This is a genomic window from Gorillibacterium sp. sgz306347, assembly GCF_059735245.1.
Map to the genome: position 1 here is coordinate 16,456 of NZ_JCAPET010000011.1, position 13,534 is coordinate 29,989.

Annotated in this window: 12 protein-coding genes; 10 read left to right on the forward strand and 2 right to left on the reverse strand. The window is 64.3% G+C overall.

Annotation, left to right across the window (positions count from 1 at the left end; genetic code table 11):
* Positions 1-33 precede the first annotated feature (33 nt).
* Complete coding sequence (locus tag AC6I6H_RS08120) at positions 34-846, forward strand: alpha/beta hydrolase (protein ID WP_497953246.1); 813 nt, start codon at positions 34-36, stop codon at positions 844-846.
* A gap of 104 nt (positions 847-950) precedes the next feature.
* Here the strand turns inward: AC6I6H_RS08120 and AC6I6H_RS08125 are convergent, their stop codons facing one another.
* The gene (locus tag AC6I6H_RS08125; protein WP_497953247.1) at positions 951-2,186 is read right to left on the reverse strand and encodes an MFS transporter; all 1,236 of its coding nucleotides are present in this window, start codon (positions 2,184-2,186) and stop codon (positions 951-953) included.
* A gap of 108 nt (positions 2,187-2,294) precedes the next feature.
* Positions 2,295-3,086, reverse strand: a complete 792-nt coding sequence (gene asd / locus AC6I6H_RS08130) for an archaetidylserine decarboxylase (RefSeq protein WP_497953248.1) — start codon at positions 3,084-3,086, stop codon at positions 2,295-2,297.
* Between the two features lie 285 nt (positions 3,087-3,371).
* On the opposite strand from asd, the gene AC6I6H_RS08135 reads away from it, so the two are divergent.
* From AC6I6H_RS08135 to AC6I6H_RS08175, 9 genes are all read left to right on the forward strand, one after another.
* Positions 3,372-5,621, forward strand: coding sequence for a WIAG-tail domain (locus tag AC6I6H_RS08135; RefSeq protein WP_497953249.1), 2,250 nt, complete (start codon positions 3,372-3,374; stop codon positions 5,619-5,621).
* Between the two features lie 327 nt (positions 5,622-5,948).
* Positions 5,949-6,731 carry a glycosyltransferase family 2 protein gene (locus AC6I6H_RS08140; protein WP_497953250.1) on the forward strand — a complete coding sequence of 261 codons (783 nt, stop codon included), beginning with the start codon at positions 5,949-5,951 and terminating at the stop codon, positions 6,729-6,731.
* Between the two features lie 21 nt (positions 6,732-6,752).
* Positions 6,753-7,955 carry a glycosyltransferase family A protein gene (locus AC6I6H_RS08145; protein ID WP_497953251.1) on the forward strand — a complete coding sequence of 401 codons (1,203 nt, stop codon included), beginning with the start codon at positions 6,753-6,755 and terminating at the stop codon, positions 7,953-7,955.
* On the forward strand, positions 7,952-8,704 hold the full coding sequence (locus AC6I6H_RS08150) for a glycosyltransferase family 2 protein (protein ID WP_497953252.1): 753 nt from the start codon (positions 7,952-7,954) through the stop codon (positions 8,702-8,704). Before AC6I6H_RS08145 ends, AC6I6H_RS08150 begins: the two co-directional genes overlap by 4 nt.
* Before the next feature lie 16 nt (positions 8,705-8,720).
* Positions 8,721-9,461 carry a sugar phosphate nucleotidyltransferase gene (locus tag AC6I6H_RS08155; RefSeq protein WP_497953253.1) on the forward strand — a complete coding sequence of 247 codons (741 nt, stop codon included), beginning with the start codon at positions 8,721-8,723 and terminating at the stop codon, positions 9,459-9,461.
* On the forward strand, positions 9,454-10,545 hold the full coding sequence (locus tag AC6I6H_RS08160; protein WP_497953254.1) for a CgeB family protein: 1,092 nt from the start codon (positions 9,454-9,456) through the stop codon (positions 10,543-10,545). The genes AC6I6H_RS08155 and AC6I6H_RS08160 overlap by 8 nt, the downstream gene beginning before the upstream one ends.
* 41 nt (positions 10,546-10,586) lie before the next feature.
* Positions 10,587-11,726 (forward strand): CgeB family protein, encoded by a 1,140-nt coding sequence (locus AC6I6H_RS08165; RefSeq protein ID WP_497953255.1) that lies wholly within the window; start codon positions 10,587-10,589, stop codon positions 11,724-11,726.
* Positions 11,727-11,740: 14 nt separating this feature from the next.
* A complete protein-coding gene (locus AC6I6H_RS08170) occupies positions 11,741-12,016 on the forward strand; it encodes a hypothetical protein (protein ID WP_497953256.1) in 276 nt (91 codons plus the stop codon).
* Between the two features lie 78 nt (positions 12,017-12,094).
* Entirely contained in the window at positions 12,095-13,510 is a 1,416-nt protein-coding gene (locus AC6I6H_RS08175; RefSeq protein ID WP_497953257.1) for a glycosyltransferase family 4 protein, read from the forward strand.
* Positions 13,511-13,534 lie beyond the last annotated feature (24 nt).

Sequence of the window (13,534 nt, forward strand, 5' to 3'; positions counted from 1 at the left end):
ACTGATGCGAATTAAAGGATAGGAGTGTTCGCCATGGAAACGACCCTCACGATCGAAAGCGGCGGCTGGAAGCTGGCCGCCACCTTCCACCGTCCCGCCGCCGCCCTCGGCGGTGCGGGAGACAACGCGCCGCTGGTGCTGATCTGCCACGGCTTTGTCGGCAGCCGCATCGGCGTGGACCGGTTGTTCGTGAAGGCGGCGCGGGAGTGGTGCGAGGCCGGGTACGCGGTGCTGCGCTTTGACTACGCCGGCTGCGGGGAAAGCGAAGGCGATTACGGCGCGGGCGGACTTACCGCCATGGTCGACCAAACCCGGCGCGTCATCGATTACGCGCTTTCCCTGCCGGGCGTGCGCAGCGATCAGCTGACGCTGCTCGGGCACAGCCTGGGCGGCGCGGTGGCGATTCTGACCGCGGTCGGCGAGCCCCGGGTCGCCCGGCTCGTGCTGTGGTCGCCCGTGGCGAACCCCCTTGGCGACATCGTCCGGATTGTCGGCCGGGAACGGTACCGGGAAGCGCTTGAAACGGGCGCGACGGATTACCTCGGCTACCGGTTGAGCGCCGGGTTCTTCGAGTCTCTCGGCCAACATCATCCGTTTCAGGCGGCCCGCCGGTATGACGGTCCCATTCTTCTTGTTCACGGAACCGGAGACGACGTTATCCCGGTGGATTACAGCTTCCTCTATCAGAAGGTATTCCGCATCCGCAAGCAAGGCCGCTGCGACAAAGAAATTATCCGCCACGCGGATCATACCTTTTCCTCCGCCGCCGGTGTGCGCGAGGCGATCGGCAAAACCGGAAGCTGGCTCCGGTTCGGCCGCCAGCAGCTGGAGAGCCGGCTGGTGTGAGCGAAATAGACCGGCGATAAAGAAACCCCCTTCTCCGGGAACGCAGCTTTTTGCGGCATTCTTTGCGGAGAAGGGGGTTTTTGGGCTGCGGAAAAAGCGGCGGCTTACGCTTCGCCCGACCAGCTGCGCAGCTTGTGATCCGGCGGCAGCAGGAACGTGGCGATGCCCGCCAGCGGCAAAAAGGCGCAGGCCTTCATCATGAGCGACAGGCTGGTCAAGTCGATCAGCCGCCCCAGCACGACGGCGCCCACGGCGCCGAGTCCGAATGCAAGGCCGGTAATCAGGCCGGAAACGGTCCCGATCTTGCCGGGGATCAGCTCCTGCGCATAAACAACCGCCACCGAAAAGGAAGAGAGGAGCACAAACCCGATGACGAGCAGCAGGGCGAAAGCGACCACCGGAGACGCGTAAGGCAGCAGCAGGGCAAACGGAGCGGAACCGACCATCGAAAAGAACAGCACGTTCCGTCTGCCGAAGCGGTCGGCAAGCGGACCGCCCAGGAAGGTTCCCGCCGCCCCGGCAGCCAGAAATGCAAACAGAAAATACTGCCCCATCTGTTCGCCGACGCCCAGATGCTCGACTGCGAACGACGGGTAGAAGTTCAATATCCCGGCGTGGTACCAGGACCGGACAAACACCAGAAAAACGAGCAGCACGACAGCGGAGGCGATTTTACGTTTCCGTTCTTTGCTCACGACGGCGGCGCGGACGGGTTTTGGCGCCAGCGCCCGTTCCGCCAGCCTGTCTGCATACCAGCGGGCCACAAATACAAGGATCACCAACGCGGCTCCGGCCACCAGCGTAAACCAGATGGCTCCCGGCTGGCCGAGAGGCGTCAGGATAAACAGCGCAAAAATCGGCGCGAGCGCCTGGCCGCCGTTGCCGCCTACCTGGAAGATGGATTGGGCCAGGCCCCTGCGCGGGCCCGCCGCCAGATTGGCGACGCGCGAGCTTTCCGGGTGGAACACCGCGGAGCCGAGCCCGACCAGCACGACCGATACAAGCACCAGCGCATAGCTGTGCGTCAGCGCCAGCAGCAGCATCCCGCACAGGGTGGACACCATGCCGAGCGGAAGCAGGAACGGCATCGGCCTGCGGTCCGAAATCAGGCCGACCAGCGGCTGGATGATGGACGCCGTGAAGTTGAGGCAGAAGATAATAAACCCGATCTGGGTGTAGGTCAAATGCAGGTCGTTCAGAAAAATCCGGTTCATCGCCGGAAATACGGCCTGGATCGAATCGTTGAGCAGATGAACCAGGCTGATGGCGAACAGAACCCGGTAAACCGTCGGGTCCTGCGCGGACCGCGCCGCCGGATTCGCGCTCTGGGAATAAGCCATTTCGGGACTCCTTTCGGTATCGGTAAGGTGGTTGTTCGGTAAGCCCGGAGCCGCGCCCGGCATGGCCGGAGGCGAAGAAAAAGAACGCCGCCTGAGCGGCGTTCCTTTTTATGCCTTGGGCTGGAGAATCCCCAGCCTCTGCCCCATTTTGACCTTTGCGCCAGGGCCCAGCGACGGGTCCGGGACAAAGATGCCGCCCTCGACCAGCAGGACGACGGTGGAGCCGAATTGAAAATACGCCAGCTCGTCGCCCGCCTCCAGCCGTTCGGGAAGCGGATCGACATAGTGAATGCCGCTTACGTTAAGCGCGCCGACCTTCACCACGGCGATTTCCCCGAAGGCTGTGCGGAGATAGGTGACGAGCCGCTCGTTCCGGCTCAGCACGCGCTTCATGTGCCGGAGTCCGAATTCGTTGACCGGATACGCGCGTCCGGGAATATGCTCCTTCTCCTGCACCTTGCCGGACGCGGGAGAATGAATGCGGTGGTAATCGGTCGGACTCAGGTACAGCACCATATAAAAACCATCCGTATAGTTAACCGTCCGGGGCGAACGGTTGAGCAGCTCCTGCACGGTATAATCTTGTCCTTTTACGTCCAGCAGCAATCCGTCGCTGATCGGCCCCATGCCGGTAATTACGGAATCGACGGGGCTCAGCAGGGCGTTTTCGGCCGGATCGAGCGGACGCATGCCCGGTTTCAGCCGGCGGGTGAAAAATTCGTTCAGCGTCCCGTACTCCTCCAGCTGTTTCTCCGCGTCTTCAATCCGGATGCCGTAGGTTTTTGCAAACCAAGGGATCAGCCTGCGGCTTGCGCGCGAGCCGGCGAATGCGCCCGCGATACGGGAAACGCTTTTGCGGGAGGAAAGCTCGGTCAGCAAACGGAAAAAGCGTTTGGCCATGAACCATCACCTGTTTCTTTCCGGTGGTTTCTCTTTCTTCGAACTATCTTGACACAGTTTGGCCCGCGGCGCAACGTCCGGGCCGCCAAGAAAAGGGCCCGCGGCAACGGGCCGCGGGCCAATGACAATTTATCATTAAAAGGGGGGTCACGTTTTATTATAAGCGGCGACAATTAAAGAGGGATTAAGGCCAGGTTACAATTTGATTACAAGCACTCCTTGGGACATTCGCCCCCCCTGCTGCATATTCTGCCAAGAGATCACCTATGCGGAAGGGGAAGCGAAATGAGAAAAAAAGGACCGGGACCCGCAAAACCGGGAACCCGCAAAAAAGGATACCTTTACGACGCAAGAATCCAGGAGCTGCGCTGGCTTGACGCGATCAAAACGCCCGAACCGGAAGCCTCGGCCGGAAGCCTGGAGCCGGAGCCGCTTGACGAAGTTGAACCGGAATTTGAGGAGCCGATCCTCGTGGAAGACGTGATTGAACCGCCGGTAGCCAAAGCCGCACCGCCCAAAAGCAAAACGAGCGCGCTCCGGCGCGGTCCGGTTTTGTTTCCGAGCCTGGAGGAGGACGCGGCGGATTTGCTCGCCGAGCGGCGGCCGGACGGAGGGAGCACCGGCGTCATCTATACGGACGATCTGGTGGACCGGTGCGTCACCAGCGAGAAAATCGCCGAATGCGCGGTGGACGGCTCCAAAATCAAAGCGGGGAGCATCCGCGCCGCCCTGCTCGGGGATGCAAGCGTCGAGACGGAGAAGCTGCGCAATGCGGCGGTCACGTCATTGAAGCTGGCCCCCGGCGCGGTGCTTGCCGAGCATTTGGCGGAAGGATCGGTAACCGCGGGCAAGCTGGCCGACCGCTCCGTGAGCGGGGAGAAGCTGGCGGACGGCAGCATTACGTCCGAGAAGCTGGCCGACCGCGTCATCGGCCCCGGCAAGCTGGCGCTGGGCTCGATCGGAACGCTTCACCTGCAGGAGGGCTGCATTTCGCCGGAGCTTCTGCAAAACCAGTCGGTCACGGAGGAGAAAATCCAGAGCGGCGCGGTGCGCGCGGCCCAGCTCGGCAACGGCTCGGTGAATTCCGCCAAGCTTGCCGCAGGCGCCGTTACCGCCGAGAAGCTCCGCAATCAAGCCGTTACCGAGGAAAAGCTGGCCCCGGGCAGCATCAGCCAAAGCAAGCTGCAGTCCTGCTCCGTCCGGGCCGATCACCTGGTGCCGGGCTCGATCGGGCCGAAGCATCTGGCCCAGGGATCGGTAACGTCCGACAAGCTGATGCCCGGCCTCCTCCGGCCGGTCCATCTGAGCGAAGGCCTGGTGGGGTCCGAGCATCTGGCGGAGGAAGCGGTCCGCGAGCACCATCTGGCGCCGGGCAGCATCACCGGAAGCAAAATTCCGCCGGGCGCGCTGGAATCGCGCCATCTGGCGGCGGAAAGCGTCGGCACGGGCCATCTCCAGCCCGGCAGCGTGGACCGGGCCCAGCTGGCGGCCGGTGCGGTCACCTCGATCAAGCTTGCCGCCGGGGCGGTGGAAGCCGACCATTTGGCCGAAAGCGCCGTGGAAAGCCGGCATCTGGCGGGAGAGGCGGTCCGCGGGTACCATCTTTCGCAAGGCACGATCAAGGCGCTTCATCTGGATGACGGGGCCGTCGTCTCCGCCAAGCTCGCCGACCAAGCGGTGCTCGATACCAAGATCGCGGCCGGGGCCATCAGCGCGCGGCATCTGGGCGCCGCCTCGGTCACGTCTAAAGCGATCGCCGGCGAGGCGGTCGGCAGCGCGCATTTGGCGGCGGGCTCGGTCGGCAGCGCACACTTGGGTGCCGGGATCGTCACGACAGGCCATTTGCAGAAGCAGGCGGTGCATACCGACAAGCTGAAGGACTCGGCGGTCACGACCGCGAAGCTGGCCACCGGCGCCGTAACGGCGGAAAAGCTGGATGTCGAAGCGGTCGGCGGGGTGCACATCAAATCCGGTGCGGTGGTGGCGCGCCACATCCGCCCGGGCGAGATCCAGTCGGCGCATCTGGCCGGCGGGACGGTGCGGACGGAGCATTTGACCGCCGCGTCCGTGACGGAAAACATTCTGGCGGCGGGTGCTGTTCAAACACGCCACCTGGCCGAAGAAGCAATCACCGGCGGGCAGCTGAAGACCGGGAGCGTGGAAGCCCGGCATCTCTCGCCCGAGCTTGGCGCGGCGATCGCCTCCATCGGCCAGGAGCTGCCCGCGCCCGCCGATACCTTGCGGACAGCCGCGTCCCAGAGAGCCAGTGTTCAGCAGTTCGGCACCGCGTCTTTTCAGCTTCCGCTCGTCTGCACAAGCGTTATTGTTCCGGTAGTGTGGAGCGAGCCTTACGACGAGGGGCAGATCGTGGTGGTCGCGATGACCAATCATCCCGCCTGCTATACCGTGCTGCGCGAAACCGAGGCTTCGGGCGCGGTGATCGAGGTTTTCCGGCGCGGCGAGCACGGCGAGGACGGCGGGGAGGAGATCAGCGGCACGCTGAACTGGATCGCGGTAGGGCCGAAGCGGCCGTAACCGGCGAAAACCGGACCGGGCGGTTCCGCCGCCGCCGAGCCTTGGCGGCGGAACGCGACCGGCAGCCGGGAAGAAAGAAGACTTTTGCAGCTCCAGCAAAGCGGGGCGGGCAGAAGTCTTCTTTTTGTTTGGCGGCGGAGGCGAATCCGGACAGACCGGGGAAGGCTGCGGGGGGAGCAAAGTTGGACGGACGCGGCGGGGGTTCGTCCATGCGGGCGCGCCGGAGGGCGGCAATTGGGCGAGGAAAGGCCAGTACGTTTGCCGTGTCCCCCCTGACGGGAGCACATAAAATGGCAAGAAGACAGCGCACCCGGGAGGTGTCAGCCCTTGTCTGTCAGAAGAAAAAAGGCGAAACGCATCCGAAACCGAAAAATCGCCGTCTGCGAAGCTCCGGCCGTGTCGGTGATCATCCCTGTCCTGAATGAAGTCCGCACGCTTGCCGGAGTGATCCGGGAAGCCGCGCAGGTCCACCCGCAGACGGAAGTGATCGTGGTGGCGAACGGCTCCCGCGACGGATCGGCGGAGCTGGCCGAACGCCTTGGGGCGCGTGTCATCCGCCGGAAAGCGGCGCTCGGCCACGATGTCGGGCGAAGCGTAGGAGCACGACAGGCGCGGGGGCGCATTTTGCTTTTCATGGACGGGGACATCGTCATTCCGGCCAGGCGGCTGCGGCCGTTTGTGCGCGCCGTGGAGAACGGTGCCGACATTGCGCTTAACGCCTACAGAGGACCGGTACACCGCCGAACGGTACACAGCGTCGTGCTGGCCAAACACGCGCTCAACGCCATCCTTGCCGTTCCGTCGCTCGGAGGGGCTTCCCTGACCGCCATCCCCCATGCGATGAGCCGGGAGGCGCTCTCGCGGATCGGACCGGAGCTGCTTTCCGTCCCGCCCAAAGCTCTGGCGGCCGCCGTCTTGGCGGGGCTCCGGGTGAGGACCGTTTCCCGGATCGATGTAGGCAAACCCAATCCGCGCAAGCGCAAAGGCCCCGACCCGCTGACCGGTCTGATCGTGGGCGATCATCTGGAAGCCGTCCATTACTATCTTGCCCGGACCGGCCCGCGGGGCGGCAACACCGATTTGGGCAGGAAGCGGGAGTTGGTGAATTGACCGATGAAAGAAACTCTACCCTTGCATAGCACGAGAAGCCGAAAGCCCGGCCTGCGGGGGGCGGCGAAGCCGGGAGAACGGCGGCGCAGCGGCGGTCCCTGGCGGGGGAAAATGCCGGCTGCGCCGGCGGCAAATGCGTCCAACCGGCCCCTCTCCACCGGCGGAGGCGATTCCGGCGGCGCAAAGGGCCTGCGCCGGCCGGCCGCCAGCAAGAGCGGAACGGCTCCAAGAAAAAAAGCAGCCGGAAGCCTGCGAAGGCTGGGCAGGGCTGCTGCGCGAAAAGGAGGAACGGCAGAAAACCGTTCCGGGAGCGGAGGCTCGCTCGCCCCATCTCCTGCCCGGGCATCCCGCGCCGTGAGGGCGGTCCGCAATCGGCCGGGAGAACGCGGCGGCGCCAAGGCGTCCGGCCGACTGCGGTCCCGTCCCGCCCGGCCGCCGATGCGCCATTCGCCCGCTTCCCGGATCGGTCCGCCGACCAACCGGAGCGCAGCTGCCGTCATGAGCGTCGCGGGCGAGGAGCCCGGCGCGGTTCGCGCCCTTGACCAGCTCCGCCGGATGCCGCTGAAGGAAACGGTCGTCATTGCAAACGGAATATCGGACGCTGCATTTGAGGAACTGCGCCGCCATCCGGTAAAACCAATCCTTGTCTGGTATCCGGAGCCGGTCGGCTACGACGTCGGCCGGGCCATCGGCGGCAAAGCGGCAAGTGCGGACATTCTGCTTTTCGTGGACGGCGATTTTGCCGTTCCCGCCCCAAAGCTGATGCGGTTTATCCGGGAGGTCGACCGAAAGACGGACATCGCGCTGAACGACATTACGCCTTACCTGGGAACCTTTGACCAATGGGACTCCGTTACGGTGTCCAAAACGTTTCTGAACCGCGTGCTCGGCCGTCCCGATCTGGCGGCCAATTCGTTGACCGCCGTCCCGCACGCCATGAGCCGGCGGGCCGCCGAAACGGTCGGCTGGGATGCGCTCGCCGTTCCGCCGCTCGCCCAGGCGCGGGCGGTCCGGGCCGGCCTCAAGCTGTCGGCGCCCGCGAGCGTCAACGTCCTTGCCGCCAACCGTATCCGGCCGTCGAACAGCGGGCAGGGCAATCCGGTCGAGCGGCTTATCGCCGGCGATCATCTGGAGGCCTTCGACTATCTGATGGGCGACTCCGGCGGGCGGCTGGCTTTTCCGGACCGGATGCGAAACCGGGCGGCCGGGGAGGAGGCGCCATGACGAACGATAAGACCAGCATTATTATTCCAACCCATAACGGTTTGGAGCTGCTGCAGGAATGCGTCGAGGCGATCCGGCGTTATACCCCGGAGCCTTACGAGCTGATTGTCGTTGACAACGGCTCGGAGGACGATACGCTTGCCTATTGCCGCCGTGAGAGAATTCCGTTCGTGGCGCTTCCCTATAACGCGGGATTTCCCGAAGCGTGCAACCGCGGACTGCGGATCGCCACGGGCAGCACCCTGCTTCTGCTGAACAATGACGTGGTGGTTTCCCGGAACTGGCTCTCCAACATGCTGGCCTGTCTCAACGCCGGGGAGCGGGTCGGGGCCGTTGCGCCCACCGCCACCCACGTGTCGGGAGTGCAGAAAACCGAGGCGGCCTATGGCACGATGGAGGAATTCCAGGCGCTGGCCGAGACGCGCAACCAGCCGAATCCCGCCCTGTGGCGCCAAGTGGAACGGCTGGTAGGCATGTGCCTTCTGATCGCGCGGGCGGCGTTCTGCGACGTCGGCCAGCTGGACGAACGATTTTCTCCGGGATTGTACGAGGATGACGATTACGGCCATCGCTTGAAGCTGGCCGGGTATAAGCTCATGCTGGCGGGCGACGTGCTTGTGCACCATCACGGCAGCGCCAGCTTCCGGAAGACCGACCCCGCCCGGCTGGAGGAGCTGATTCGGGTAAACCGGGAAAAATTCCGCAGCAAATGGGGATTTGACGCCATGGAGCTGCACTCATCATCCTGAGAAAGGCGGAATTGCGTTGAGAGGAGTTATTCTCGCGGGAGGAAAAGGCACACGCCTTGAGCCGATGACGCGGCTGATCAACAAGCATCTGCTGCCGGTGGGCCGCTACCCCATGATTCATCACGGCCTGACGAAGCTCCGCGAAGCGGGCATCCGGGACATTCTCGTGGTCACCGGAAAGCGTTCCGCCGGTTTTTTCGCCGAATATCTGGGCAGCGGGAGCCAGTGGGGCGTCCGGATCACCCTTCGCATCCAGGAGGATGCGGGGGGGATTGCGCAGGCGCTCGGAATGGCTGCTGATTTTATTCCCGACGGCGAAAAATTCGTCGTTCTGCTGGGCGACAATCTGTTTGAAGCCTCGCTGCTGCCTCACGTCCAGGCTTTTATGAACCAAAAGGAAGGGGCGCGCGTTTTGCTCTGCCGCGTGCCCGACCCCGAGCGTTACGGCGTGCCGAGGATCGCGGGCGGCAAAATCATCCGGATCGACGAGAAGCCGAAGAAGCCCGGGTCGAATTACTGCATACCCGGCATTTATATGTATGACCGCAGCGTCTTCCGCGTGATCGAGCAAATCGCGCCGTCGGGACGCGGCGAGCTGGAAATCACCGACGTCAACAACCGGTACGCCGAAGCGGGACTTCTCGAATACGAAGAGCTTGCCGGCTGGTGGATCGACGCCGGCACGTTCGCCTCGCTTGCCGAAGCGGGCGCCCGGCTTGCCAAGGACCCTCCGGAGGGAGGCGGTCCGGATGAATAATGCCGCTCTGCGGAACGCCCGGGCGGCGGCCGGAACGGCCGGCTGGCAGGACGGGTACCGGGTCGGCTTCGGGACAGGGGTTTACACGCGTCATCAGGCGCGGCCTTGGCGCCGGTATAACCTGCACGTCGTTTTTATCGAGGAAGGCCTGTTTGCCGTAAAGGAAGGAATCGAATGGGGCCTGGATGCGCTGGTTAGCCGCGTAACCACTCTGCCCCCGGTCGAAGAATCCATCGCGAAAATCCGGGAGCTCCGGCCCGATCTCGTTCTCGTTCTGAACGGCGTCCATGCCTTTGGGCCGCGGCTGTCCGCAGCGCTCCGCGAAACCGGCGCGAAAACCGCCGTGTGGTTTGCCGACGATCCCTATTTCACCGACGTGTCCCGGGAAATCGCCCCCTTTTACGATCATGTCTTTACCCATGAGCTGGCCGCCGTGCCGTTTTATGCCGATCTCGGCTGTCCCCGCGTTCATTACCTGCCGTTGGCTGTTTCACCCCGGAGGTTCCGGCCGGTGCATGTGTCCTCGGCTTACAAAAGCGACATCTGCTTTATCGGGACCGGGTTCTGGAACCGGATCGCCTTTTTCAACGAGCTGATTCCGCTCCTGAAGGGCCGCAAGCTGCTTTTGATCGGCGGGCTCTGGGACCGGCTCGCCGCTTATTCTTCCATGGCGGGAAGCATTCGCCTGGAAGGGGTTCCCCTTCCGGAATCGGTGCTGTATTACAACGGCGCGTCCATCGTTGTCAATCTTCACCGAAGCCCTTGGGACGAAGTCCATAACCGCAATTCCGCCGGCCTGCCGGGCCGGTCCGCGAATCCGCGCACCTTCGAAATTTCCGCCTGCGGCACGCTCCAGCTGAGCGATCCGCGCGATGACCTGGATACCTTTTATACACCGGGCGAGGAGCTCGACACCTATGCCTCGGCCGCCGAGCTCGCGGCCAAGATCGATTACTACCTGACCCATCCGGAGCAGCGGAAGGCGATGGCGCTGAAAGGGGTCGTCCGCTCGATGCGGGACCACACGTACGTGAACCGGCTGGAACAGCTGCTGCTGACGCTGTACCCTGACTTGGGCCGCTGACGAACGGCGGCCTTTCCGATAGACCGAAAGGTGGGAAAAGGATGAGCATTATACCAAAAGGAGCCTCCACGGCCAGAGGCCGGACCGCGGCCTTCTCCCGCGTCGCCGAGCTGGCGCAGGCGGCCGCCCGGCCGGTCGGATACGGTCACGGCTATACGCTCGGACGCGCGGAAGCGATCCGCCGGCGGTATGCCGGGACGGTGCCGCCCGTATGGGACAAACGCGTTGTCTTTGTGGCATCCGGCAAAGGACACCCTTATTCGCCGATCGACGAATCGGTGGCCTCCGCCGTGACGGCGATGACAACGGAGCATGTGGTGACGGCGCCCTCGACCGACGTCGCCGAATTTGCGCGGCAGTGGGGCGCCGACCTGGTGCTGGTGATGGAGGGCATGGTCTTTCCCGACGAGCAGGCGGAACGGCTGCGCGAAGCGGGCATCCGGACGGCGATCTGGTTTACCGACGATCCGTATTACACCGACATCACCGGGGAGATGGCGCTCAAATACGACCATGTGTTTACGATGGAAAGCAGCTGCGTGGACTTCTACCGCCTGCTCGGCTGCCCGAGCGTCACTTACCTGCCGCTCGGCGTGGATCCGCAGGCATTCAGTTACCGGCATGTCCCGGCTTCGTACCGCAGCGACATCTGCTTTATCGGGTCCGCCTATTGGAACCGGGTCCGTTACTTCGATGCCATCGCCGGGGAACTGAGCCGGCACAATACGATCATCTCGGGGCTTTGGTGGGACCGCCTGCAGAGCTACAGCCTGCTTGCGCCGAAAATCCGGCTGAACACCTGGATGACGCCGGAGGAAACCGCGAAATTTTACTCGGGCGCCGCCATTTCCGTCAACCTGCACCGGGCGTTCGACGACGAGACGTACAACCGGAACAGCCGCGGCGTCCCCGCCTGGTCGGTAAACCCGCGCACCTTTGAAATCTGCGCCTGCGGGGTTTTGCAGTTCACGGACGCCAGAAGGGAATTGGCGAATCTGTACGAGCCGGGCAGGGAGATCATCGTGTACACCTCGCCCGGAGAACTCGCCGAAAAAATCGCTTACTATCTGGAACGGCCGGAGGAGCGCCGGGAAATCGGTTTGCGGGGAATGGAACGGACGCTGCGCGACCATACGATCGACAAGCGGCTGGCGGCTCTGTTCCGCACCATATTCGGATGAAAGAGGGGAAAACCGTGAAACCGAAAGCGAAACGGGCCGCCCGGCGGCCGGCGGCGCCCGGCAAAAGCCGGTTGAACGCCAGACGGGCCGCCGGGAAAGCGGCAAAGCATACAAAGAAGGGGAAACGTGTCAAGACGGCGAGGCGGCCGAAAGCGGCGGCTCGCGCTCCGCGCAGACGGCTCGCCGAGGGAAGCCCCGTCACCTTCAACCAGGCCTATGACGAAGCTTATGACCGGGCGTTTGACGAAGGATATGCCGCCGGTCTGGCGGAAGGCGCCGCCCAAGCGTAGGAAGAAGCCCGGAACGAAGCGCGTCCCGGCGGCAGCCTGTCATGCCGGGACGCACGCCGACGGAAAGGAGGCGGGCCGTTGGACGTCCGAAAAACGATGCTGTTTTCCCATTTGTGCAACGAGCATCACATGACCGGAGCGGAAAAGCTGCTGCTGCTTCAATGGCGGGAGTGGTCCCGGTTCGCTCCCTGTCTGCTGGTCGTTCCCCAGGAAGGCATGCTGGCCCGGGAAGCGCGAGCGGCCGGTGCGGAGGTGATCGTCCAGCCTTATCCGCTACATTGGCAGGCGTACGAAGCGGGTCCCGGCTTCGCGGCGGAAATCTCCGGGCTTTGGGATGCGGCGGAAACGGCGGCCGTGGCCAATCTGCTGCATATGCACCGGCCCGACGCGATCGGCGTCAATACCTGCGTCAACCTCACGCCGGCATTCGCGGCCGCGCGCCTTTCCATTCCGGTCTACTGGTCGGTTACGGAAAGGATGAAGCGCACGGCCTGGAGCGCGGAAAGCGCGCTTGCGATCGGATGGCTGGCAACGTGGATCGGGGGAATCTCCGAAACGGTTCTGGAGCCTTTCCGGGAAGCGGGACTCCACGCCAAGCTGCGCGTTCATTACCCGACCTGGAGAGAGGAAGAGCTGGAAGCCGGCCGCTGGAGGAAGCTGCGGGAGGCCGCACGGGCGGGCCTCGGAGCGGCGCCGGGCGACCTTCTGGTCGTCTTTGCGGCGTCCGATCTGATCCGGCTGAAGGGGCTGGAGCATTTCACCCGGATGGCTTTGACCGTTGCGGCACAGGACGGGCGCGCCCGGTTTATCGTTGCCGGCAATGTGACCGATCCCGCCCTGTTCGTCTCCTGCCGGGATGCCGCCGCGGCCGCCGGACTTGCTTCCCGCTTTTCCTATCAGCCGTATACCACCCGCATCCAGGATTTGTACCCGGCCGCCGACATCGTCGTGGTGCCGGGGATGGCCGAGGAGGGCTTCGGCCTTACCGCGCTTGAAGCGATGGTCTTCGGCAAGCCGGTCGCCGTATTCGGTTCCGGCGGGCTGCGCGAGGTGCAGGAGCTGGCCGGCAACCGGCGGTTTGTCGTTCCGCCTGGCGACGTGGACGCTCTGGCGGCCGTCGTGCTGGAGCTGCTTCGCGACGAAACGCTGCGGCTTAGGACGGGTGCGTCCAACCGGCAGGAGGCGATCGCCCATTTCGGCCTGCCGGCGTACCGCGCCCGGCTGGCTGCGTGGTTTGCGGAAGCGGGGCAGACGCTGGACGCACTGGAAGCCGGCTGGGCCGCCGTACGGGGCGGTTTCACGGAGGGCGCGCTGGTCCAGGGAGGCACGCCCGCCGTTTTCCGGCTGGAGCGGGGGACCAAACGGCCTTTTCCGGACGAAGCGAGCTTTTGTGGCTTCGGCTTTCGCTGGGACCAGGTGAGCCGGGTGGCGGATGCGGCGCTGCAGGCGTTTCCGACCGGTCCCGCCATCCGGCCGGGCGCGCCGCCGGGATAAGACGGCGCGCGCCTTTTTTCCGGG